Origin of the sequence: Streptomyces sp. NPDC048415, assembly GCF_040651675.1 — a bacterium.
GTDB lineage: Bacteria > Actinomycetota > Actinomycetes > Streptomycetales > Streptomycetaceae > Streptomyces.
The window spans coordinates 1-23,291 of sequence record NZ_JBEZKJ010000011.1 but is presented as its reverse complement, the minus strand read 5'-3'; the positions used below and the strand labels follow the sequence as shown (position 1 = coordinate 23,291).

Below are 23,291 nucleotides of genomic sequence, written 5' to 3'. Positions count from 1 at the left end.
GAGGACCGCTTCAGCTCAGCCAGTTCCACTCAAGACACCGCAGCCGACGGCTTCCCCGCCGGGTGTCCTGCTGTGCGCCATGAAGGGTTGACGCAATGACGCCGAACTCCGCCACCTCCGCTCCCAGCCGGAGAAGCTTCCTCGCCTCCACGGCGGTCGCCGCGGCCGCCGTGGCCGGCGGAATGCCGCTGCTCACCGCCTGCGGCGGCGGGCAGGACGGCAGGAAGGAGGGCACCACCTCCGGGAAGGACGCCCAGAAGATCCTTCCGACCTTCGTGGCGTCGAGCGTCGTGAGGCCCGACATCCCGGCGAAGAACGGGTCGGCGGCGGGGTTCACCACGGCGATCGCGATGGCCGATCTGAAGACCTCGGTGACGAAGAAGCTGGGCAGCGGCGGCCAGCTCAAGATCCTGGCGCCCCTGTGGGGCACCCCGCCGGCCAACGACAACGCGTACTACAAGGCCATGAACGAGGCCATCGGCGTCGAGGTGACCTGGCAGAACCAGGACGGCAACACCTACGACGAGAAGCTGGGCGCCATCCTCGCCTCCAGCGACATCCCGGACGTGGTGGTCGTGCCGGGCTGGAACCTCACCGGCCGGATCCCCAGCGCCGTCAACGCCAAGTTCGCCGACCTCGGCCCCTACCTGTCCGGCGACAAGGTCAAGGAATACCCGAACCTCGCCGCGGTCCCGACGGACGCCTGGCAGCGCGCCATCTTCGGCGGCCGGCTCCGTGCCATCCCGATGCCCGGCTCCAATGTCACCAACATCGCGCCGTTCTACCGCAAGGACCTCTTCGACAAGAAGGGCTATCAGGTCCCCAAGAGCCCTGAGGAGTTCCTGTCCTGGGCGAAGGAGGCCACCGACGCCAAGGGAGGCGTCTGGGCCTGCGACGACATGAAGTGGACGGCCTTCAACGTCTTCGGCGTCCTGAACGGCAGCGACAAGGCGCTGTGGTGGAACCTCACCGACGGCAAGCTGATCAACCGCGTCGAGACCGACGAATACCTCGAAGCCCTGGAGTGGGCGCGCAAACTCTTCGCGGCGGGCGTGGTCCACCCGGACGCGCGGGCCGGCAAGACCACCAACCCCGCGAGCACCCGGTTCACCGCGGGCAAGATCCTGGTCTACAACCAGGACCTGTCCGACTGGTTCGGCAAGACGTCCGAGCAGCGCACCCAGAAAGCGGACTTCGAGATGGGCGCGATGGACATCTTCGGGGCCGACGGCGGCAACCCGGTGCTCTGGGCGGTCCAGCCCTCGAACATCTTCACCTTCGTCAGCAAGAAGGCCTCCAAGCAGCAGATCAAGGACCTCCTCGCGATCGCCGACTTCTGCGCGTCGCCCTACGGCACCAAGGAGTGGCTGCTCACCAACTACGGCGTCGAAGGCACCGACTTCGCCCTGAAGAAGGGCGTGCCCACCAAGACCACCAAGGGTGTGAACGAGGTCGTCGGCGCCTTCGACTACACCGGCGACCCGGCCCCGTTCATCGCCCACCCCGACTTCCCCGACGTCACCAAGGGCATGGTCGAGTGGCAGCAGCGTATGGGCGCCTTCACCAAGAAGTCCTCCTTCTACGGGCTCACCATCACCGAGCCGAACCGCTGGTCCAACCTCGCCGACGACTTCGAGCAGCTCGAGGACGACGTCGTGCGTGGCCGCAAGAAGATCAGCGACGTCCAGCAGGCCGTGTCCGACTGGAAGAAGAAGGGCGGCGACGACCTGCGGGCCTGGTACAAGAAGCTGCTCGACGACAACGGCTCCACGGCCAAGTGACCCAGGGCTGAGGCGAGGAGAAGGCCGTGTCCCACAGCACGGTGCCTCGGAGCAGGGCCGAGGCGAAGACATCCGCGAAGACACCGGTGGCGTCCGGCGGCGCCGCCGGTTCCCGGGAGAAGCGAGGCTCGGGGAAGGTGAGCTTCCGGCTCAGGTTCAGACGTGACCGCACCTTGATCCTGATGACGCTTCCCGCGGTCCTGCTGCTCCTGCTCTTCAACTACATACCGATCCTCGGCAACGTGGTCGCCTTCCAGGACTACGACCCGTACGCCGGTGACAATGGTTTCGTCGCCATGCTGCACAGCCCCTGGATCGGTTTCGAGCAGTTCCAGCGGATCTTCCAGGACTCGGCGTTCTGGCACGCGGTACAGAACACCTTCGTGCTGTTCTTCCTCCAACTGCTGCTGTTCTTCCCGGTTCCGATCCTGCTCGCGCTGCTCATCAACACCGTGGTGCGGCCCCGGGTGCGGGCGGTCGCGCAGGCGGTCATGTACCTGCCGCACTTCTTCTCGTGGGTCCTGGTCGTCACCGTCTTCCAGCAGATCTTCGGCGGCGCCGGCGTGATCGCTCAGACCCTGCGCCAGCACGGGCACACCGGCTTCGACGTCATGACCAATCCGCACGTCTTCAAGTACCTGGTCACGGTCCAGATGGTCTGGAAGGACGCGGGCTGGGGCATCATCGTCTTCCTCGCGGCCCTGGCATCCGTCTCCAACGACCTGTATGAGGCGGCCGCGATGGACGGCGCCGGACGCCGGCGCCGCATGTGGCACATCACGCTGCCCGCGCTGCGTCCGGTGATCGCTCTGCTGCTTGTCCTGCGCGTGGGCGACGCCCTCACCGTCGGGTTCGAGCAACTGCTGCTCCAGAGGCAGGCGGTGGGACCCGACGCCTCCGACGTCCTCGACACCTATGTGTGGTGGAACGGCATCCGCAACCAGGACTTCAGCTATGCGGCGGCCGCCGGCCTGATCAAGGGCCTCGTCGGACTGACCCTCGTCCTCGTGGCGAACAAGGTCGCCCACGTCATGGGCGAGCAGGGGGTGTACAAGAAGTGACCGCCGTAATCGACCGGCCTCCGGTGAAGAAGCCGAGTCCCTGGGCCGCTCCGGCCCGTCCCGCCTGGGAGGAGGAGCCGCACAAGGCCGGGACAGCCGCCAAGGGCACCGTCCTCGGCATCGCCTGCTTCGCGATCCTCTTCCCGCTGTGGATCGTGATCGTGACGAGCCTGTCCTCGAAGAAGACCATCGACGAGACGGGCGGTCTTGTGGTGGTCCCCAAGGACATCACCTTCGTCGCCTATCACGAGCTGCTCAGCGGCGGCCAGGTGCAGCGGGCGGCGCTCGTCAGCATCGGTGTCACGCTCGTCGGCACGCTGTTCAGCATGGCGGTGTCGGTGTTGTGCGCCTACGGCCTCTCGCGCAGCGGCACGCTGGGCCACCGCTGGATCCTGATGACGCTGCTCGCCACGATGTTCTTCGGCGCGGGGCTCATCCCGACCTATCTCCTGGTGCAGGCGCTCGGGCTGACGGACACCTATCTCGCGCTGATCCTGCCCAGTGCGGTCAGTGTCTTCAACATCCTGGTCCTGCGCGGGTTCTTCATGGGGATCTCGCCCGAACTCATCGACAGCGCCCGCATCGACGGCGCGGGGGACTGGCGCATCCTCTGGAAGATCGTCATGCCGCTCTCGCGGGCGGTGCTGGCGGTGATCTCCCTGTTCTACGCGGTCGGCTACTGGAGCGCCTGGTTCAACGCGTCGATCTATCTGACCGACCAGAACATGATGCCTCTGCAGAACGTCATGATCCAGCTGGTGCAGAAGCAGCAACGCCCGGTCGGCCTCGCCACCCAGATCAACACCGGGCAGTTGTCGCCGCTGTCCATCCAGATGGCCGTCATGGTGATGGCGCTGCTTCCGGTCGCGATCCTCTCGCCGTTCGTCCAGCGGCACTTCAAGAAGGGCATGCTCACCGGCGCGGTCAAAGGCTGACTTGCGTCAGCCCGCTGTCTCCGGCCCGCTGACCCCGCTGCGGCCGACCTGCTCCTGGTCAGCGGCCGGCCGCGGCGGGCCCAACGGTTCGCTCCGCGGGGCCAACGGTTCGCTCCGCGGGGCCGGCCGGAACTCGCGGTCCGTGGACTGCCCGCCCGCCGTGAGCTGCGGGTCCGCCGTGGCCGGTCGCGCAGTTCCCCGCGCCCCTGTAGGGGCGCTGTCACCAACCCCGCTTCCCACTCCCCCGAACGAGGTATGTCATGCGCACGCCCCGCCTGAGTAGACGAGCTGTCCTCGCCGGGACCGCTGCCGCCGCCGCGCTCACCGCCGTCCCCGTGCTCGGGGCCCCGTCGTACGCCGCCGAAACGGCCGCCACGCCTTCGTACCGCTGGCGCAACGCCGTCATCGGTGGCACCGGCTTCGTCACCGGTGTGCTGTTCCACCACGCCGTGCGCGGTCTCGCCTACGCCCGTACCGACATCGGCGGCGCCTACCGCTGGGACGCCGGCGCGGCCCGCTGGACGCCGCTCACCGACCACCTCGGCTGGGACGACTGGAACCTGCTCGGCGTCGAGGCGCTGGCCGTCGATCCCGCGCATCCGAACCACCTCTACCTCGCTCTCGGCACCTACGCCCAGGCGTGGGCGGGCAACGGCGTGGTCCTGCGCTCCGAGGACCGCGGCACCACCTGGACCCGCACCGACCTGTCCGTGAAGCTCGGCGCCAACGAGGACGGGCGGGGAGCCGGGGAACGGCTCCTCGTCGACCCGCGCGACAGCGACACCCTGTGGCTGGGCACCCGGCACGACGGGTTGCTCAAGTCGACCGACCGGGGCGCGACCTGGGCAGCCGTGACCGGCTTCCCGGCGACCGCGAGCTCCTCCGGGCAGGGCGTCACCTTCCTCGTCGCGGCCGGGCGCACCGTCTACGCCGGCTGGGGTGACGGCGACGGCACCTCCGCGACGGCGAACCTGTACCGCACGGCCGACGGCACGACCTGGGAGGCGGTCCCCGGGCAGCCGTCCGGCACCGCCGCCAAGGTCCCGCTCCGCGCCGCGTACGACCCGCACACCCGCGAGCTGTATGTGACGTACGGCAACGCCCCCGGGCCCAACGGCCAGTCCGACGGCAGCGTGCACAAGCTGCGGACGGCCACCGGCAACTGGAAGGACGTCAGCCCCGTCAAGCCCGGCGGCACCACAACCGACGGTTCGGCGGACACCTTCGCCTACGGTGGTGTGGCGGCCGACGCCTGCCGTGCGGGCACCGTCGTCGTCTCGACCAACAACCGCTGGGCGGACGGCGACACGGTGTTCCGCACCACCGACGGCGGCCGTACCTGGACGTCCCTCAAGGACGCCGCTGTCTTCGACGTGTCCGAGACTCCCTTCCTCAACTGGGGTGGTACGCAGCCCAAGTTCGGCTGGTGGATCCAGGCGGTCGCCGTCGACCCGTACGACTCGAAGCACCTCGTGTACGGGACCGGCGCGACCCTCTACCGCACCCGCGACCTCAAGAAGTGGGCTCCGGAGATCCGCGGCCTGGAGGAGACGGCCGTGCGCCAGCTGATCTCGCCCCCGGCCGGGGAGGCGCACCTGCTCAGCGGACTCGGGGACATCGGCGTGATGTACCACGAGCGGCTCACGGCGTCTCCGTCGCGCGGCATGGCGACGAACCCCGTGTTCGGGTCGGCGACGGGACTCGCGCAGGCCGCGGCCAAGCCCTCGTACGTCGTCCGCACGGGATGGGGCGACAACGGCAACGGCGCCCACTCGAACGACGGCGGGCAGACCTGGGCGCCCTTCGCGGCCCAGCCCGACATCGCCAAGAACGCACCGGGGCCGATCGCCACCAGCGCCGACGGCGGTACGCTGCTGTGGTCCTTCGTGCACTGGGACGGCACGAAGTACGCGGCGCATCGCTCAACGGACAACGGCGCGACCTGGTCCGAGATCTCCTCCTTCCCGAAGGGCGCCACGCCGGTCGCCGACCCGGCCGACCCGACGCTCTTCTACGCATACGACACCGACACAGGAACGCTATACGCCAGCACTGACAGTGGCCGTTCCTTCACGGCGCGTGCGAGTGGGCTGCCCTCCGGCGACAGTCAGTTCAAGCTGGTCGCGGCGCCTGGACGCTCCGGTGACCTGTGGCTGAGCGTGAAGTGGAACGGCCTGTACCGGTCCACCGACGGCGGCGCGAGCTTCGACAAGGTGACCAGCTGCTGGGCCTCGTACACGCTTGGCTTCGGCAAGGCGGCCGACGGCGCCGACTACCCGGCGATCTACCAGGTCGGTTCGACGGAGACGATCACCGCCGTCTACCGCTCGGACGACGGGGCCAAGACCTGGGTCCGGATCAATGACGACGCCCACCAGTGGGGCTGGATCGGTGAGGTCATCACCGGCGACCCGCGCGTCTACGGCCGGGTGTACCTCGGGACCAACGGGCGCGGCATCCAGTACGGGGAGCCGGTCTGATGTCCACGTACAAGCGGCCGAGTCTCAGTGACGCCACCCGGGGCCGCATCCTCTTCGGCGGCGACTACAACCCCGAGCAGTGGCCCGAGGAGACCTGGCAGGAGGACGTACGCCTCATGAAGGAGGCCGGCGTCAACTCCGTCACCCTCGGTGTCTTCTCCTGGGCGAAGCTCGAACCACGCCCAGGGGCAAGGGAGTTCGGCTGGCTCGACCGGCTGATGGACCTGATGCACGACAGCGACATCGGTGTCGTCCTCGCCACGCCCACCTCCTCGCCCCCGCCCTGGATAGGCCGTCTGCACCCCGAGACACTGCCCCGGGACGAGGACGGGCGCGTCGAATGGTGGGGCTCCCGCCAGCACTTCTCGCACTCCAGTGCCGTCTACCGCCGGTACGCCGCCGCCATCACCGAGGACCTGGCCGCCCGCTACGGCAGCCACCCGGCCCTCACGATGTGGCACATCAACAACGAGTACTGCACCTTCGACTACGGCGACGAGGCGGCCGCCGCCTTCCGCCGCTGGCTCCAGGACAAGTACGCCACCGTCGAGGCTCTCAACGAGGCCTGGGGCACAGCCTTTTGGAGCCAGGGCTATGACGGGTGGCACGAGATCCTGCCGCCGCGCCACGCCCACTACATGAAGAACCCGACGCACGTCCTCGACTTCAAGCGCTTCACCTCCGACATGCTCCTGGAGTGCTGTGTCGCCGAGCGGGACATCGTCCGCCGGCACACCCCGCGCGTCCCGGTGACCAGCAACTTCATGCCGATGTGGGTGGGGCAGGACGGCTGGAAGTGGGCCGCCGAGGAGGATGTCGTCTCCGTCGACATCTATCCGGATCCGCGCGACCCCTTCGGCGCGCAGAACGGTGCGCTCATCCAGGACCTGACACGCTCCCAGGCGGCGGGCGGCCCCTGGATGCTCATGGAGCAGGCCGCCGGGCCGGTCAACTGGCGCGGCGTCAACCACCCAAAACCGCGCGGCATCAACCGTCTCTGGTCCCTGCAGGCCGTCGCGCGCGGCGCTGACGCCGTCTGCTACTTCCAGTGGCGCCAGTCCCGGCAGGGCGCGGAGAAGTTCCACTCGGGGATGTTCGGCCACGCGGGGGAGCGGGGCCGTACCTTCCAGGAGATCAAGCAGCTGGGCGGCGAACTCGCCTTGATCGGCACTGAGGTGACGGACAGTCAACTGCGATCCGACATCGCCGTCCTGCACGACTGGAACGCGTGGTGGGCGGGTGCGCAGGACGGCCGTCTCTCCAGCGAGGTCGACTACTTCGAGGTCGTACGGGCCTGGCACCGCGCCCTCTGGGAGGCCCACCTCGCCTCCGCCTTCGCGCACCCCGAGCACGACCTCACCGCGTACAAGCTCGTCGTCGTACCGCAGCTGTATCTGCTCACGGACGCCGCGATCGACAACCTCCTCGCGTATGTACGAGGAGGGGGCACCCTCGTCTGCGGTTTCCTCACCGGCGTCGCCGACGAGGACGACCGGGTGCGGCCCGGTGGCATGGACATGCGGCTGCGCGAGCTGTTCGGCGTCCGCACGCTGCACGAGTGGTGGCCGCTGGACGCGGGAGAGCGCGCCGAATGCGACGGTTTCCGGGGGACCCTGTGGTCCGAGGAGATCGAGGCCGAGGACGCGGTCGTGGAGGCCGTGTACAAGGGCGGCGAGCTGGACGGGCTGCCCGCCGTGCTCCGCAAGGGCGGCGCCTGGTACGTCTCCACGCTTCCCGAACCAGCCGCTCTGCGCGCCCTGTTGGCGGACGTGGCGGACCGCGCGGGCGCCCGCCCGGTGCTCGACGGGATCCCCGCCGGCGTCGAGGTCGTCCGGCGCGGCGCGCTGCTCTTCGTACTGAACCACGGGCAGGACGCGGTGAGCGTCGACGTGCCGGGCGACCACCGGGATCTGCTCACCGGCGCGTCCGTGACCGGCTCCGTCCGTCTGGAGCGCTATGGAGCGGCGGTACTGGCGCCATGACCGGCCGTGCGCGTGACCCGGACGACCGTGACCGTGCCCTCATCGCGCCCGTCCACGGGACCTGCGACCGTGACCGTGCCCTCACCGCGCCCGTCCACGGGACCTGGGAGCCCTTGCCCGCGGCCCGCTGGGAGGACGCCTTCCTGAGCGGGAACGGCACGCACGGCGCCACGGTGTTCGGCGATCCGAACAGCGACCGGGTCATCGTCACCCAGCACAGCCTGATCCGGCCCAACGGCAGTCAGGGCGCGCGTCCGCCCGCGCTCGCCGACCGACTGGGCGACGTACAGGACCGGTTGCTCGCCGGCGAGACCAGCGCCGGGGAGGACTTCACCGACGGTCGCCCGCTGCTGTGGGTGCAGCCCTTCCATCCGGCGTTTCAGGTGCGGCTGCGCCGGCCGGCCGCCGAGTGGCGCTCGTACCGGCGCGAGGTCGACTTCACCACCGGTGTCGTCAGCGCCGAGTGCGGCGGCTGGCGCAGCGAGGTGTTCGTCTCGCGCGCCGACGACGTGGTCGCGCAGTACGTGACCGAGTCCGACCTGACCGTCGATGTGACTCTCGACCACCGACTGCCGGGCGCACCGAGGGACCTGACGGTGGGTCACAGTGCCGTGCTCACCGCCGACGGCGCCCTTCTCGTGCTGCGGGCCCGCTACCCGGACAGCGAGCGGGCGTACACGGGAGTCACGCTCGTCGTCACCGGCGGTCGAACGCGGACCACCCTGCCCGGCGTCCGGATCGCGGGCGCTCGCTCGCTGCTCCTGCTCACGCGTGTCCGGCGGCACACCGGTGAACTGGACGCGCCGGCCGAGGCCCGTGCGCTGCGGGCCCTGTTGCCCCCGGCCGACCATGACAGTGACGCGGGCGAGAGGGCATACACCCACCTCCTCGCCCGCCACACCGCCCTCCACCGCCCCGCCTACCTGCGCGCTTCCCTGGACCTGCGCGCCGACGGCACCGAGCGGGGCCTGCCCGGCTCGGAGTTGGTCTGCCGCCCCAAGAGCACCGCCCTCCTGGAGCGGCTCTTCGCGGCGGGCCGCTACCACCTGCTGTCCGCCGCCGGAACGCTGCCACCACGGCTGACCGGTCTGTGGACCGGCGACTGGGACACCGCCTGGTCCGGGGCGTTCACCACGGACGCCAACCTCAATCTCCAGACCGCGTCCGCCGCCGCGGCCGGGCTCCCGGAGGTCACCGAGGCCCACGCCGCCCTGGTCCACGGTCAGTTGCCCCACTGGCGCGACAACGCCCGGGCGGTCTTCGGCGCCCGAGGAGTCGTCGCGCCGGCGCACACCGACGGCGAGTCCGGGCACATCTACCACCTCAGCCGCGAGTATCCGCTGCACGTGTGGACCGCGGGCGCCGACTGGCTCCTGAAGCCACTCGTCGACCACGACGAGACGCGCGGCGCGCGCGACCCCCGCCTGGCCGCCGCGCTCGCCGAAGTCGCCTACTTCTACGAGGACTTCCTGACCCGGACCGACGACAACGGCCACCTCGTCGTCGTGCCGTCGTACTCCCCGGAGAACCGTCCCGCGAACGCGAGCTGGGTCACCCTCAACGCCGCCATGGACCTCTCCGCGGCCCGGCACGCCCTGCGCACGGCCGCCGACTACCACCCCGGACCCGACGCCGAACGCTGGCGCGCGCTCGCCGACCGGCTGCCACCGCACCGCGTCAACGCCGACGGATCGCTCGCCGAATGGGCCTGGCCCGGCCTCGAGGACACCTACGACCACCGGCACCTCAGCCACCTCTACGGAGTCTGGCCGCTCGACGAGATCAACCCGTACGACACCCCGGAGCTCGCCTCGGCCGCCCATCGCGCCCTCGAACTGCGCGGCGCCGAGAACGACTCCGCGCACGGCCACCTCCACCACGCGCTGGTGGCAGCCCGGCTGAGGGACGCGGAGCGCGTGGCGGCGGCCCTGGACAACGTGCTGGCCGGGGACTTCTTCCACATCTCCCTGATGAGCGGGCACTACCCGAACCGCCATGTCTACAACGCGGACGCGGCCCACACGCTCCCGGCCGTGCTCATCGAGATGCTGATCCAGTCCACGCCGCAGCGGCTCGTCCTCCTCGCCGCGGTCCCCGCCGCCTACCCGAGCGGCGAACTCCGGGGCATTCGGACGAGGTTCGGCGCCGAGGTCGACCTGACCTGGAGCCCCGAGGAGCGCACGGCCGTCATCCGGCCCACCCGCACCCTGCAGATCGACCTCAGGACTTCCTCCGGAGCGAGGCCGCTCTCGCTGCGCGCCGGAGAAGACTGCGTCCTCACCCTGGGGCCGCAGTAGATCCACCGCAGTTCCCCCCACCCATGGAAGGGACACCATGGCAACACGCACACTGAACAGGATCACCAAGGCCCTGATCGCCCCCGCGCTCGCGCTCGGCGCCACCATCGGCCTCGCCTCCGCGCCCGCCCAGGCAGCCGTCTGGAGCTCCTGCGACCAGTGGGGCAACACCTCGCTGAACGGCTACACGCTCTACAACAACATCTGGGGCTCCGGCGCCGGTGCCCAGTGCATCTGGGCCAACTCCGGAACCAACTGGGGCGTCAACGCCAACCACCCCAACACCGGCGGCATCAAGTCGTACCCCAACTCCAAGAAGGTGGTCAACAAGTCGATCACTTCGCTCGGTTCGCTCACCGGCAGCTACAACGTCACGGTGCCGTCGTCCGGCGCGTACAACACCTCGTACGACATCTGGGACACCGGCTACAAGTACGAGGTCATGCTCTGGGTGAACAAGACCGGAGCCGTCGGCCCGCTCGGCACCTCGCAGGGCAACGTGACGCTGGGCGGCCACACCTGGACCGTCTACAAGGGCAACAACGGCTCGAACGACGTCTTCTCGTTCGTGCGCACCTCGAACTCCAGCTCCGGCACCGTCAACGTGCTGTCCATCCTCAAGTGGATCAAGGACACCAAGGGCTGGTTCGGCAACGTGACCATCGGCGACGTGCAGTTCGGCTTCGAGATCACGTCCTCGTCGGGTGGTCTCGACTTCACGACCAACAGCGAGACGGTCAGCAGCAGTTGATCCACCCATGAGAGTGCTGCCGGCCCCCGGCGGGGGACCGGCCGCACTTCCGTCTCAGGCCCCCGCGACGGGCAGCCGCGGGCGGGGGACCGGCCGCACTTCCGTCTCAGGCCCCCGCGACGGGCAGCCGCGCCCCGTCCCGCAGGAACAGCGGGATGCGGTCCAGCGGGGCGTCGACGGTCACGGCCGCGCCCCCTTCGTACGTCTCACCCGTCCACGCGTCCGTCCAGCGGGCACCCGCCGGGAGATACGCCGTACGCACCGTCGCGCCCGCCGTGAGCACCGGCGCGACCAGGAGGTCGGGGCCGAAGAGGTACGCGTCGTCCACCGACCAGGCGGCCTGGTCGTCCGGGAACTCCAGGAACAGCGGGCGCATCACCGGCAGCCCCTCCTCGTGGGCCTCCCGCATGACGTCGAGCACGTACGGCTTCAGGCGCTCGCGCAGCCTCAGATACTTCTCCAGGATGGCGCCGGCCTCCTCGCCGTACGACCAGACCTCGTTCGGACCGCCGGTCATGTCGGGGCCGAGGGGGCTGCCCGGGTCGCGGAATCCATGCAGGCGCATCAGCGGGGACAGCGCGCCGAACTGGAACCAGCGGACCATGACCTCGCGGTACGCCGGGTCGTCCGGGTCGCCGCCGTGGAAGCCGCCGATGTCCGTGTTCCACCAGGGGAGGCCGGACAGCGCGGTGTTGAGCCCCGCGGCGATCTGGCGGCGCAGGGTCGCGAAGTCCGTACCGATGTCCCCGGACCACAGCGCGGCACCGTAGCGCTGACTGCCCGCCCAGGCCGAGCGGTTGAGGGTGACGACCTCGCTCTCACCGGCGGCGAGCATGCCCTCGTAGAAGGTGCGGGCGTTCTCGCGGGGGTAGAGATTGCCGACCTCCAGGCCCGGACCCGCGTAGTAGCGCAGGTTCTCCGAGAAGCCCGGCTTCAGCTCCGGCTCGCAGGCGTCCAGCCAGAAGGCCTTGATCCCGTACGGGTCCAGATAGTTGTCCTTCACACGCGACCACACGAAGTCGCGCGCCTGCGGGTTCGTCGCGTCGTAGAAGGCCACCTGGACCGTGGACGCGACCTCCTTGTCGGGCCAGTCGGCGTGCGCCGTCGGACCGTACTCGGTGCCGATGAAGTGGCCCCGCTGCTCCATGAGTTGATGGTTCTCCGAGAGGGGTGAGACCGACGGCCAGACGGACACGACCAGCTTGACGCCCAGCTCGGTCAGCTCGCGCTGCATCGCCGCCGGGTCCGGCCACTGCGCCAGGTCGAACTTCCACTCGCCCAGGTGCGTCCAGTGGAAGAAGTCGCAGACGATCACGTCCAGGGGCAGGCCCCGGCGCTTGTACTCCCTTGCCACCGCGAGGAGTTCGTCCTGCGTGCGGTAGCGCAGCTTGCACTGCCAGAAGCCGGCCGCCCACTCGGGCAGCATCGGCGTACGGCCGGTGGCGGCGCTGTAGCGGCGCTGCGCGTCGGCCGGGGCGCCCGCCGTGATCCAGTAGTCCAGCTGGCGGGCCGAGTCGGCGACCCAGCGGGTGCCGTTGCCCGCCAGCTCCACCCGGCCGATGGCCGGGCTGTTCCACAGCAGGGTGTAGCCGCGGCTGGAGGTGAGCACCGGGATGCTCACCTCGGCGTTGCGCTGGATGAGGTCCAGGACCGCGCCCTTCTGGTCGAGCAGACCGTGCTGGTGCTGCCCGAGGCCGTACAGCTTCTCGTCCTCGTACGCGGCGAAGCGCTGCTCCAGACGGTGGTGCCCGTTGCCGGTCGGGGTATAGAGGCGGGAGCCGGGCCACCAGAAGTGGGCGCGCTCCTCGGCCAGCAGCTCGGCCCCGTCCCGCGTCCGTACGAAGCGGATCAGGCCCTCGGCGCTGACCTCGACGCTCAGCGCGCCGACCGTCAGCCGGCCTTCCCCGCCCTCGATCTTGACGGTGCTCTCGGTGACCGGGGGCTCGTCGAGCAGCGCGCCGGGCAGGCCCTCGAGGACCGGGCCGCCGAGGCGCGCGCGGACCCGGACCGCGTCCGGACCCCACGGCTCGATACGGACGGTCTCCTGGCGTCCGCTCCACTCCAACGCGCCGTCCCGCTCACGGAACATGCCGACGGTCGGGGAGGACTGCGCGAGGCTGACCTGAGTCTGGGTTTCGGCAGGCTGATTCACGTGGGTTGCTCCTGAAGGAAGGAGTAAGGAAGGAAGGAGTAAGGAAGGAGTGGCGACAGCCCCGGCGCGGCTCTGACAGCGCCGGAACAGGTAGGGGTGCCTCAACGGCCGTATGGCGTGAGGGAAGTGGCGGCGCTTTGCGGGGGTGGGCGTGTGTTTGGTGGGGGCGGATTGGGCGAGCGAGGGGGGAGCGGGCGGGTGGGCCGGTCCCGTGGTGCGGGGTCGGGTGCACCGGCCCCCTGGTGCGGGGGTCGGTCGTGTCCCGGCTCCGTGGTGGGTGGTGCGGTTGGTGCCGCCGGGTGGTGCGGGGGTCGGTGGGGTGCCGGCCCGGTGGTGGGTGGTGCGGTTGGTGCCGCCGGGTGGTGCGGCGGTCGGTCGGGTCCCGGCCCGGTGGTGCGGGGTCGGGCGGGGCCGGTCCCGTGGTGCGGGGTCGGTGGGGTGCCGGTCCCGTGGTGGGTGGTGCGGCTGGTGCCGCCCAGTGAGGCGGGGATCGGCCCGCTGCCGGTCCCGTCCGGCGGGGACCGGCCCGGTACTGGTCCCGTAAGCCGCGGGATCGACCAGGCGCCGACCCGTGGTTCAGGAAGCCGCCGGGGCCGGCCCCGTGCTCGCCCGTACCGTCAACTCGGGCGCGATCAGCACGACTTCGCCCTTGCCGTGTCCTTCGAGCTTCGCGACCAGATGCTCGACGGCGTGCCGGCCCATCTCCTGCGCGGGGATGGCGACCGAGGTCAACCGCACCGAGGCCTGCGTGGCGACCTGGTCCGGGCAGATCGCGATCACCGACACGTCCTCGGGCACGGCCCGCCCCTGCTGGCGCAGCAGCGCGAGCAGCGGCTCCACCGCGGACTCGTTCTGCACGACGAAGCCCGTGGTACTCGGCCGCTCGTCCTGGATCCGGGCCAGCGTCAGGGCCATCGCGTCGTACCCGCCGTCGCAGGGGCGGTGCAGCACCCGCAGGCCCAACTCCCGCGACCGGGACCGGAGTCCGTCGAGGGTGCGTTCGGCGAAGCCGGTGTGCCGCTCGTAGACCGCGGGCGCCTCGCCGATGACAGCGATGTCACGGTGCCCGAGCATCGCCAGATGCTCGGCGCACAGCGCACCCGTCGCCCCGAAGTCGAGATCGACGCAGGTCAGTCCGGAGGTGTCGGCGGGCAGACCGATGAGCACCGACGGCTGGTCCGTCGCGCGCAGCAACGGCAGCCGCTCGTCGTCCATTTCGACGTCCATCAGGATCATCGCGTCGGCGAGCCCGCTGCCGGTGACCCGGCGTACCGCGTCGGGGCCCTCCTCGCCGGTGAGCAGCAGCACGTCGTACCCATGGGTGCGGGCGTTGGTCGCCACCGCGATGGCGATCTCCATCATCACGGGTACGTACATGTCGGTACGGAGCGGAATCATCAGCGCGATGATGTTGGACCGGCTGCTCGCCAGGGCCCGGGCGCCCGCGTTCGGGTGGTAGCCGAGCTCCTGGATGCTCCGCTCGACCCGCTGCCGGGTGCCCGCGGAGATGGACCGCTTGCCGCTGAGGACATAGCTCACCGTGCTCGCCGAGACTCCGGCGTGCTGGGCGACCTCGGCGAGGGTGACCATCCAGCTCTCCAAGCTTTGTGAAGCGCTTCGACAGTGCGCGTGTTGCGGATAGGGGCGAGTGAGGGTGGCTCGACACTAGCTCGGTGGAGAAGGTGTGTCCATAGGTTGTCGAAGCGCTTCGACAACTAAATTCCTGAGCGCGTCATGGCAACCTCTTGAACGCGCGGTGGCCACTGAGGGGCGTACACAGACCGTCCCCCGGAAGGACCCCCGATGCAACACCGCCGACCGCGCCTGTCCAAGAAGGCGAAGACACTTCTCGCGAGTTCGGTGGCGCTCGCGGCCGCCGCCGGAGTCACCGTCGCCCGGGCGGGCGAGGACAGCAAGAAGTGCGGCGCCTTCGACACCGTCACGACGGGCAAGTACTACGTCAACAACAACCTCTGGGGGCAGGACGACGGCACGGGAACCCAGTGCGTCTGGGACACCTCGCGCTCCGGCGACACCATCGGCTGGGGCACGAAGTACAGCTGGACCAGCAAGGCCGGCAAGGAAAACGCGGTGAAGTCGTACGCCAGTACGGTGCTCGGCTGGCACTGGGGCTGGAAGGTCGACAAGGCGGCCACCGAGCTGCCCGTCCGGGTCGGTGACCGCAAGCCGGTGAAGACCAGCTGGGAGTTCTCGGTCAGCTCCGACCCCGGAACCATGAACGTCGCCTACGACCTGTGGCTGCACGCCAAGAACAACGCGGACTGGCAGGACCAGCCCACCGACGAGATCATGGTCTGGCTCAACCGGCGGGGCGGCGCGGGCCCGCTCGGCACCAAGTACGGCAGCGTCAGCCTCGACGGTTCCATGTGGGACATCTACCAGGGCGACATCGGCTGGAAGGTGTACTCCTTCGTCCGCCGTACCAACACCACCAAGGCCAGTCTCAACCTGGACGACTTCACCCAGGCCCTGGTCCGCCGCAAGCTGCTGAGCAACGACAAGTACCTCTCCGGTATCGAGTCGGGCAGCGAGGTCTTCCACGGCTCCGGGCGGCTCGACACGAAGTCGTACGGGGTGGACATCGGCTGACGGCGCGTAAAGACGATCGGCCGAACGGCCGCGCGAGGACTGGTGGGGTCCCGCTGAATCGGGTACATACGATCGAGTAGCACCGGTCGGTAAGGAACTGCCCCAAGATCCCTATTCGCGGCGAGGTGACCCTCATGTCCGCAACACCCCACCAGCCCACCGTCACCGAACGTGAGGCCCGCCAGGTCGCCGAGGCCGCGCGTGAACAGGACTGGCGCAAGCCGAGCTTTGCCAAGGAGTTGTTCCTCGGCCGCTTCCGGCTTGACCTGATCCACCCGCACCCCATGCCGTCCGACGAGGCCGCGCAGCGCGGCGAGGAGTTCCTCACCAAGCTGCGCGACTTCTGCGAGACGGAGATCGACTCCGCCCGCATCGAGCGCGAGGCGCGGATCCCGGACGAGACGATCAACGGGCTCAAGGAGCTCGGCGCCCTCGGTATGAAGATCGACACCAAGTACGGCGGTCTCGGTCTGACCCAGGTCTACTACAACAAGGCGCTCGCCCTGGTCGGCTCCGCGAGCCCGGCGATCGGCGCCCTGCTCTCCGCGCACCAGTCGATCGGTGTACCGCAGCCGCTGAAGCTCTTTGGCACCCAGGAGCAGAAGGACACCTTCCTGCAGCGCTGCGCCCGCACCGACATCTCCGCCTTCCTTCTGACCGAGCCGGACGTGGGTTCCGACCCGGCACGGCTCGCCACCGCCGCGGTGCCGGACGGGGACGACTACGTCCTCGATGGAGTGAAACTCTGGACGACCAACGGCGTCGTCGCCGACCTGCTCGTCGTGATGGCGCGGGTGCCGAAATCCGAGGGTCACAAGGGCGGCATCACGGCGTTCGTCGTGGAGGCCGGCTCCGAGGGCGTCACCGTCGAGAACCGCAACGCCTTCATGGGCCTGCGCGGCCTGGAGAACGGCGTCACCCGCTTCCACCAGGTGCGGGTGCCGGCGGCGAACCGGATCGGCCCCGAGGGTTCGGGCCTCAAGATCGCCCTGACCACCCTCAACACCGGCCGGCTCTCGCTGCCCGCCATGTGCGTGGGCGCGGGCAAGTGGTGTCTGAAGATCGCCCGGGAGTGGTCGGCGGCGCGTGAGCAGTGGGGCAAGCCGGTCGCGTTCCATGAGGCGGTCGGCGCGAAGATCTCCTTCATCGCGGCGACGACCTTCGCCCTGGAGGCCGTCCTCGACCTGTCCTCGCAGATGGCCGACGAGAACCGCAACGACATCCGCATCGAGGCCGCCCTCGCCAAGCTGTACGGCTCCGAGATGGCCTGTCTGATGGCCGACGAACTGGTCCAGATCCGCGGTGGCCGCGGTTTCGAGACCGCCGAGTCGCTCGCGGCCCGTGGAGAGCGCGCGGTGCCGGCCGAGCAGATCCTGCGCGACCTGCGCATCAACCGCATCTTCGAGGGCTCCACGGAGATCATGCACCTGCTGATCGCCCGGGAGGCCGTTGACGCCCACCTGTCCGTCGCCGGCGACCTCATCGACCCCGACAAGTCCCTCTCGGACAAGGCGAAGGCGGGCGCGGGCGCCGGTGTCTTCTACGCCAAGTGGCTGCCGAAGCTGGTGGCGGGTCCAGGCCAACTCCCGCGGGCGTACAGCGAGTTCAACCAGCACGTGGATCTGTCCCCGCACCTGCGGTACGTCGAACGCAGCGCCCGCAAGCTGGCCCGCTCCACCTTCTACGCCATGTCCCGTTGGCAGGGCCGCATGGAGACCAAGCAGGGCTTCCTGGGCCGGATCGTCGACATCGGCGCGGAACTCTTCGCGATGAGCGCGGCCTGCGTACGCGCCGAACTCCTGCGCACCACCGGGGACCACGGCCGCGAGGCCTACCAGCTCGCCGACGCCTTCTGCCGCCAGTCCCGCATCCGCGTCGAAGAACTCTTCGCCCGCCTGTGGACCAACACCGACGACCTCGACCGCAAGGTGGTCAAGGGCGTCCTGTCGGGCACGTACACCTGGCTGGAGGAGGGCGTCATCGACCCGTCCGGCGAAGGCCCCTGGATCGCCGACGCGACACCCGGCCCGAGCAAGAAGGAAAACGTCCACCGCCCCATTCGCTGAACGCCCGCCCATTCGGCAACCTTTTCCCCCGATTCTTGGGGGGAATTCCCCTGCCGAGTCTCGGTCTGGACGCCCTCACCGGCACAATCGTGCGAGCCGGTGAGGGCAGGATGCTGCGCCGCATCGAGCGCGTCGCCGAACAGGTGGGTTCCCTGGAAAAGGACCTCAAAGCTGACCGACGGGGAAGTGCGGGCGCTCCCCCCGGAGTTCAAGGAGCGGTACGCGGGCGGGGAGAGCCTCGACGACCTGTTGCCGAAGGCCTACGCCGCGATGCGCGCGGCGGCCCGGCGTTGTCCTCGGCATGCGCCACTTCGACGTACAGATCATGGGTGGCGCGGCATCGCACTTCGGCGATATCGCCGAGATGCAGACCGGCGAGGGAAAGACCCTGGTCGGCACCTTGCCCGTATATCTGAAAGCCTTGACCAGCAAGGGATTTCACCTCGTCACGCCAATGACTACCTCGCGGAGCGGGATGCCGAGTGAATGGGGCGCGCGTACCGGCGGCCTCCACTTCACCGCGCCGACGCTGGATACGGCGGAGGGGGTCGTCGAGGGCGCGTTCGCCGCGCCCGAGGCCGGCGCCCGGCCGGGGAGGTCCCGGGCCGGGCGCCGCCGCAAGCGGTGAGCCGCGGACTAGCAGTACTTGCGGACTAGCAGTACTTGTCGCTCGGATCCCGCGTCGTCCACGAGCACGAGTCGACCTTCGAGCCGCTCGCCTTGGTGAGCGTGGCGGTGTCGCTCGTGTTGTTCCAGACGTACGCGCCGCGGTCCTGGTACTTGTTCGATGCGGTGTCCGAGCCGCTGCCCGTGTGCACCTTCATCGTCTTTCCCGCCCCGATCTTCACGTTGGCGAAGGTGTACTTGTGGTTCGAGACGTCCTTCAGGATCCAGCCCCTGAGCGAGATCGCCGAAGAGCTGGTGTTCTTGATCTGCACCCACTCGCCGTTGAGGCTCGTGTTGGAACGGTTGTCCGAGCCGGGGCTGTCGAACCAGACGTGGTAGATCGTCACACCGCCGGCCGCCTCGGCCGGAGTGCTGAGAAACGTGCCCGTCAGTACCGCGGCACCGGCGAGCGCGGGCAGAGCAGCGCGTATCCGCATGAGAACCCCCAGGGTGTTGTGCGCCGGCCGGTCGTCCACCGGCCAGGGCTGAAGTGTTATCAAATGATCTTCACCTTGCGTCCATAAATGGGGTTGTTGCTCCCCAAGGCGCCCCGGAGTGGTACGGCGGCGAGAAAGGGGGCGCCCTGTCCTGCCGGGGACCCGTTGCGGCCACAATGGGGGGATGAGCGACAGTCCAGCCCCCCTCGCTGATCCGCATCTTGTCTTCGACCCCGTGGACGGAGTCCGGGATGTCGTGATCCTCGGCTCCACCGGCTCGATCGGCACCCAGGCCATCGATCTCGTGCTGCGCAACCCCGACCGGTTCCGCGTCACCGGGCTCTCCGCTGCGGGCGGGAGGGTCGCACTGCTCGCCGAGCAGGCCCACCGGCTGCGCGTGCGGACGGTCGCCGTTGCGCGTGAGGACGTCGTACCGGCGCTGCGTGAGGCGCTCGCCGCTCAGTCCGGCCCGGGCGAGGGCCTCCCCGAGATCCTCGTGGGAGCGGACGCGGCGACCCGGCTCGCCGCCTCGGACTGCCACACCGTACTCAACGGCATCACCGGTTCCATCGGCCTCGCGCCCACCCTCGCCGCCCTGGAGGCGGGCCGCACCCTCGCGCTCGCCAACAAGGAGTCGCTCATCGTCGGCGGCCCGCTGGTGAAGGCGCTGGCCAAGCCGGGCCAGATCATCCCGGTCGACTCCGAACACGCCGCCCTCTTCCAGGCCCTCGCCTCGGGCACCCGTGCCGACGTCCGCAAACTCGTCGTGACCGCTTCCGGAGGCCCCTTCCGGGGACGTACGAAATCGGAACTGGCCGACGTGACCCCCGAAGCCGCGCTGGCCCACCCCACCTGGGCCATGGGACCCGTCATCACGATCAACTCCGCGACCCTGGTCAACAAGGGGCTGGAAGTCATCGAGGCGCACCTCCTCTACGACATTCCCTTCGATCGCATTGAGGTGGTCGTGCACCCGCAGTCGTATGTCCACTCGATGGTGGAATTCACGGACGGATCGACGATCGCTCAGGCGACGCCCCCGGACATGCGGGGGCCGATCGCCATCGGGCTCGGCTGGCCCGAGCGCGTCCCGGACGCGGCGCCCGCTTTCGACTGGACCAAGGCGTCGAGCTGGGAGTTCTTCCCGCTCGACACCGACGCGTTCCCCTCGGTCGGGCTCGCCCGGCACGTGGGGCAGCTCGCGGGCACGGCCCCGGCGGTGTTCAATGCCGCAAACGAGGAGTGCGTGGACGCGTTCCTGAACGGCACGCTGCCGTTCAATGGGATCATGGAGACTGTCACGCGGGTGGTCGAGGAACACGGCACACCGCGTACGGGAACTTCTCTCACCGTCGCGGACGTCCTCGAAGCGGAGACCTGGGCGCGCGCCCGGGCCCGTGAACTGACGGCAGCGACGACAACCGCGGAGGCTCGTGCATGACGACCCTGATGATGATCCTCGGCATAGTCGTCTTCGTGGTCGGCCTGCTCATCTCGATCGCGTGGCACGAGCTGGGGCATCTGTCGACGGCCAAGCTCTTCGGCATTCGCGTGCCGCAGTACATGGTCGGCTTCGGCCCGACCATCTGGTCGCGCAAGAAGGGTGACACCGAGTACGGGATCAAGGCGGTCCCGCTCGGCGGCTACATCCGCATGATCGGGATGTTCCCGCCCGGCCCCGACGGCCGTATCGAGGCCCGTTCGACCTCCCCGTTCCGCGGCATGATCGAGGACGCCAGGTCGGCCGCCTTCGAGGAGCTCAAGCCCGGCGACGACACCCGCCTCTTCTACACGCGCAAGCCGTGGAAGCGCGTGATCGTGATGTTCGCCGGTCCCTTCATGAACCTCGTCCTGGCCGTCGCGATCTTCCTCGGCGTGATGATGACGTTCGGCGTCCAGACCCAGACCACCACGGTCGGCAAGGTCTCCGACTGCGTCATCCAGCAGAGCGACAACCGGTCGAAGTGCGAGAAGGGCGACCAGGCCGCGCCCGCCAAGGCCGCCGGGCTCAAGGGCGGCGACAAGATCATCGCGTTCGACGGCAAGGCGGTCGGCGACTGGTCGAACCTCCAGTCCGACATCCGCGCCAACCCCGGCAAGGACGTCACGATCACCGTCATGCGCAAGGGACAGCAGGTCGACCTGACCGCTCACCTGATCAAGAACCAGGTCAGCAAGACCGACGGCAACGGCGGCTATGTCGAGGGCAAGTACGTGTACGCCGGCTTCCTCGGCTTCACACCCGCCTCCGGCATCGTCGAGCAGTCCTTCTCGCAGTCCGTGAACCGCATGGGCGACATGATGCAGAACGGCGTCGAGTCCCTCCTCTCGCTGCCGGGCAAGATCCCGGATCTGTGGGACGCGGCCTTCGGAGACGGCCCGCGCAAGGCCGACTCCCCCATGGGCGTGGTCGGCGCGGCCCGTATCGGCGGCGATGTCTTCACGCTCAACATCCCGGCGTCGCAACAGGTGGCGATGATGCTTCTGCTCGTCGCGGGCTTCAACCTCTCCCTCTTCCTGTTCAACATGCTCCCGCTGCTCCCGCTCGACGGCGGGCACATCGCGGGCGCCCTGTGGGAGTCGCTGCGCCGCAGTACGGCGAAGGTGCTGCGGCGGCCCGACCCGGGTCCCTTCGACGTGGCGAAGCTGATGCCGGTCGCGTATGTGGTGGCCGGAATCTTCGTCTGCTTCACGATCCTGGTCTTCATCGCGGACGTGGTTAACCCGGTGAAAATCTCCTAGTAAGGCAGCGTTCGCGGCGGCCGGGCATCCTCTGTGCCCGGCCGCCACTAATGAGTGCGTTTACGGGCGGGATGTGCTCGGGCGAGGACCCGTGCCGTAATCTCGAAGCCTGGAGCCCACGATTCCGGGACCTTGATCCATAACTTGGGGTTGCACAGCAGATGACTGCGATTTCTCTCGGCATGCCGTCCGTTCCGACCAAGCTGGCCGAGCGCCGGAAGAGCCGACAGATCCAGGTCGGAACCGTGGCCGTGGGCGGAGACGCACCCGTCTCCGTGCAGTCCATGACGACGACGCGTACGTCGGACATCGGCGCCACGCTGCAGCAGATCGCCGAGCTGACCGCGTCCGGCTGCCAGATCGTCCGAGTGGCCTGCCCCACGCAGGACGACGCGGACGCCCTCGCGACCATCGCCCGCAAGTCGCAGATCCCCGTCATCGCGGACATCCACTTCCAGCCGAAGTACGTCTTCGCGGCGATCGACGCCGGCTGTGCGGCCGTCCGCGTCAACCCCGGCAACATCAAGCAGTTCGACGACCAGGTCAAGGAGATCGCGCGGGCCGCCAAGGACACCGGCACCCCGATCCGGATCGGCGTCAACGCGGGCTCGCTCGACCGGCGGCTGCTCCAGAAGTACGGCAAGGCGACGCCCGAGGCGCTCGTCGAGTCGGCGCTGTGGGAGGCCTCTCTCTTCGAGGAGCACGACTTCCGGGACATCAAGATCTCGGTCAAGCACAACGACCCGGTGGTCATGGTCAACGCGTACCGGCAGCTGGCCGCCGCGTGCGACTACCCGCTGCACCTCGGCGTGACCGAGGCGGGCCCCGCCTTCCAGGGCACGATCAAGTCGGCTGTCGCCTTCGGCGCCCTGCTCTCCGAGGGCATCGGTGACACGATCCGCGTCTCGCTGTCGGCCCCGCCCGCCGAGGAGGTCAAGGTCGGCCTCCAGATCCTGGAATCCCTCAACCTCAAGCAGCGCGGCCTGGAGATCGTCTCCTGCCCGTCCTGCGGCCGCGCCCAGGTCGACGTCTACAAGCTCGCCGAGGAAGTCACCGCCGGTCTCACCGGCATGGACGTCCCGCTGCGCGTCGCCGTCATGGGCTGCGTGGTGAACGGCCCCGGCGAGGCCCGCGAGGCCGACCTCGGCGTCGCCTCCGGCAACGGCAAGGGGCAGATCTTCGTCAAGGGCGAGGTCATCAAGACCGTGCCCGAGTCGAAGATCGTGGAGACCCTCACTTGCCGCTGCGGATGAGTTCGTTGCCCTTCTCCGTGTCCAGGGACGCCTTGAGCATGACGCGCATCGCACTCACCTTCTCCTGACCGGGGAACA

The 23,291-nt window shown here is 69.3% G+C and carries 15 protein-coding genes and 2 pseudogenes; 14 read left to right on the top strand and 3 right to left on the bottom strand.

Annotated elements, in window-relative coordinates; all coding sequences use genetic code 11:
* Positions 1-95 precede the first annotated feature (95 nt).
* The 7 genes from AB0D27_RS10600 (at position 96) to AB0D27_RS10570 (ending at position 11,287) form a co-directional block, all read left to right on the top strand.
* On the top strand, positions 96-1,781 hold the full coding sequence (locus tag AB0D27_RS10600) for an extracellular solute-binding protein (protein ID WP_362505100.1): 1,686 nt from the start codon (positions 96-98) through the stop codon (positions 1,779-1,781).
* A 26-nt stretch (positions 1,782-1,807) separates the two neighbouring features.
* Positions 1,808-2,842: an ABC transporter permease subunit gene (locus tag AB0D27_RS10595; protein ID WP_362505097.1), complete on the top strand. Its 1,035-nt coding sequence runs from the start codon at positions 1,808-1,810 to the stop codon at positions 2,840-2,842.
* Positions 2,839-3,777 carry a carbohydrate ABC transporter permease gene (locus tag AB0D27_RS10590; RefSeq protein ID WP_362505094.1) on the top strand — a complete coding sequence of 313 codons (939 nt, stop codon included), beginning with the start codon at positions 2,839-2,841 and terminating at the stop codon, positions 3,775-3,777. Before AB0D27_RS10595 ends, AB0D27_RS10590 begins: the two co-directional genes overlap by 4 nt.
* Positions 3,778-4,037: 260 nt before the next feature.
* Positions 4,038-6,257 carry a 1,4-beta-glucanase gene (locus tag AB0D27_RS10585; protein WP_362505091.1) on the top strand — a complete coding sequence of 740 codons (2,220 nt, stop codon included), beginning with the start codon at positions 4,038-4,040 and terminating at the stop codon, positions 6,255-6,257.
* A complete protein-coding gene (locus AB0D27_RS10580) occupies positions 6,257-8,239 on the top strand; it encodes a beta-galactosidase (protein WP_362505088.1) in 1,983 nt (660 codons plus the stop codon). Before AB0D27_RS10585 ends, AB0D27_RS10580 begins: the two co-directional genes overlap by 1 nt.
* Positions 8,236-10,536 (top strand): glycoside hydrolase N-terminal domain-containing protein, encoded by a 2,301-nt coding sequence (locus AB0D27_RS10575; RefSeq protein WP_362505085.1) that lies wholly within the window; start codon positions 8,236-8,238, stop codon positions 10,534-10,536. Before AB0D27_RS10580 ends, AB0D27_RS10575 begins: the two co-directional genes overlap by 4 nt.
* A 37-nt stretch (positions 10,537-10,573) precedes the next feature.
* The gene (locus AB0D27_RS10570; protein ID WP_362505082.1) at positions 10,574-11,287 is read left to right on the top strand and encodes a hypothetical protein; all 714 of its coding nucleotides are present in this window, start codon (positions 10,574-10,576) and stop codon (positions 11,285-11,287) included.
* Between the two features lie 106 nt (positions 11,288-11,393).
* On the opposite strand, the gene AB0D27_RS10565 is transcribed toward AB0D27_RS10570, so the two are convergent.
* Together AB0D27_RS10565 and AB0D27_RS10560 are read right to left on the bottom strand one after the other, a co-directional pair.
* On the bottom strand, positions 11,394-13,439 hold the full coding sequence (locus tag AB0D27_RS10565) for a glycoside hydrolase family 31 protein (protein WP_362505079.1): 2,046 nt from the start codon (positions 13,437-13,439) through the stop codon (positions 11,394-11,396).
* A 576-nt stretch (positions 13,440-14,015) separates the two neighbouring features.
* Positions 14,016-15,029 (bottom strand): LacI family DNA-binding transcriptional regulator, encoded by a 1,014-nt coding sequence (locus tag AB0D27_RS10560; protein ID WP_362505076.1) that lies wholly within the window; start codon positions 15,027-15,029, stop codon positions 14,016-14,018.
* Positions 15,030-15,242: 213 nt separating this feature from the next.
* Between AB0D27_RS10560 and AB0D27_RS10555 the strand changes: the two genes are divergently transcribed.
* The 4 genes and pseudogenes from AB0D27_RS10555 (at position 15,243) to AB0D27_RS10540 (ending at position 18,743) form a co-directional block, all read left to right on the top strand.
* Positions 15,243-16,049 (top strand): endo-1,4-beta-glucanase, encoded by an 807-nt coding sequence (locus AB0D27_RS10555; protein ID WP_362505073.1) that lies wholly within the window; start codon positions 15,243-15,245, stop codon positions 16,047-16,049.
* A gap of 134 nt (positions 16,050-16,183) precedes the next feature.
* Complete coding sequence (locus AB0D27_RS10550) at positions 16,184-18,115, top strand: acyl-CoA dehydrogenase family protein (protein WP_362505070.1); 1,932 nt, start codon at positions 16,184-16,186, stop codon at positions 18,113-18,115.
* Between the two features lie 99 nt (positions 18,116-18,214).
* Positions 18,215-18,538: pseudogene (locus AB0D27_RS10545) on the top strand (hypothetical protein); the annotation flags it as partial.
* Entirely contained in the window at positions 18,441-18,743 is a 303-nt protein-coding gene (locus AB0D27_RS10540; RefSeq protein ID WP_362505067.1) for a hypothetical protein, read from the top strand. The pseudogene AB0D27_RS10545 and the gene AB0D27_RS10540, both read left to right, overlap by 98 nt.
* A 25-nt stretch (positions 18,744-18,768) precedes the next feature.
* On the opposite strand, the gene AB0D27_RS10535 is transcribed toward AB0D27_RS10540, so the two are convergent.
* Entirely contained in the window at positions 18,769-19,218 is a 450-nt protein-coding gene (locus tag AB0D27_RS10535) for a lamin tail domain-containing protein (RefSeq protein WP_362505064.1), read from the bottom strand.
* Between the two features lie 184 nt (positions 19,219-19,402).
* Between AB0D27_RS10535 and dxr the strand changes: the two genes are divergently transcribed.
* From dxr to ispG, 3 genes and pseudogenes are all read left to right on the top strand, one after another.
* The gene (gene dxr, locus AB0D27_RS10530; RefSeq protein WP_362505061.1) at positions 19,403-20,659 is read left to right on the top strand and encodes a 1-deoxy-D-xylulose-5-phosphate reductoisomerase; all 1,257 of its coding nucleotides are present in this window, start codon (positions 19,403-19,405) and stop codon (positions 20,657-20,659) included.
* Complete coding sequence (locus AB0D27_RS10525; protein ID WP_362505058.1) at positions 20,656-21,960, top strand: site-2 protease family protein; 1,305 nt, start codon at positions 20,656-20,658, stop codon at positions 21,958-21,960. Before dxr ends, AB0D27_RS10525 begins: the two co-directional genes overlap by 4 nt.
* A 161-nt stretch (positions 21,961-22,121) precedes the next feature.
* Positions 22,122-23,195 (top strand): annotated as a pseudogene (gene ispG / locus AB0D27_RS10520) (flavodoxin-dependent (E)-4-hydroxy-3-methylbut-2-enyl-diphosphate synthase); the annotation flags it as partial.
* Positions 23,196-23,291: the final 96 nt, after the last annotated feature.

What these genes read in the sequence shown, in the direction of transcription:
- AB0D27_RS10580 (WP_362505088.1), top strand. Translation starts at nt 6,257, where the DNA reads ATGTCCACGTACAAGCGGCCGAGTCTCAGTGACGCCACCCGGGGCCGC.
- AB0D27_RS10525 (WP_362505058.1), top strand. Translation starts at nt 20,656, where the DNA reads ATGACGACCCTGATGATGATCCTCGGCATAGTCGTCTTCGTGGTCGGC.
- AB0D27_RS10570 (WP_362505082.1), top strand. Translation starts at nt 10,574, where the DNA reads ATGGCAACACGCACACTGAACAGGATCACCAAGGCCCTGATCGCCCCC.
- AB0D27_RS10560 (WP_362505076.1), bottom strand. Translation starts at nt 15,029, where the DNA reads ATGGTCACCCTCGCCGAGGTCGCCCAGCACGCCGGAGTCTCGGCGAGC.
- dxr (WP_362505061.1), top strand. Translation starts at nt 19,403, where the DNA reads ATGAGCGACAGTCCAGCCCCCCTCGCTGATCCGCATCTTGTCTTCGAC.
- AB0D27_RS10585 (WP_362505091.1), top strand. Translation starts at nt 4,038, where the DNA reads ATGCGCACGCCCCGCCTGAGTAGACGAGCTGTCCTCGCCGGGACCGCT.
- AB0D27_RS10600 (WP_362505100.1), top strand. Translation starts at nt 96, where the DNA reads ATGACGCCGAACTCCGCCACCTCCGCTCCCAGCCGGAGAAGCTTCCTC.
- AB0D27_RS10550 (WP_362505070.1), top strand. Translation starts at nt 16,184, where the DNA reads ATGTCCGCAACACCCCACCAGCCCACCGTCACCGAACGTGAGGCCCGC.
- AB0D27_RS10540 (WP_362505067.1), top strand. Translation starts at nt 18,441, where the DNA reads ATGGGTGGCGCGGCATCGCACTTCGGCGATATCGCCGAGATGCAGACC.
- AB0D27_RS10535 (WP_362505064.1), bottom strand. Translation starts at nt 19,218, where the DNA reads ATGCGGATACGCGCTGCTCTGCCCGCGCTCGCCGGTGCCGCGGTACTG.
- AB0D27_RS10555 (WP_362505073.1), top strand. Translation starts at nt 15,243, where the DNA reads ATGCAACACCGCCGACCGCGCCTGTCCAAGAAGGCGAAGACACTTCTC.
- AB0D27_RS10575 (WP_362505085.1), top strand. Translation starts at nt 8,236, where the DNA reads ATGACCGGCCGTGCGCGTGACCCGGACGACCGTGACCGTGCCCTCATC.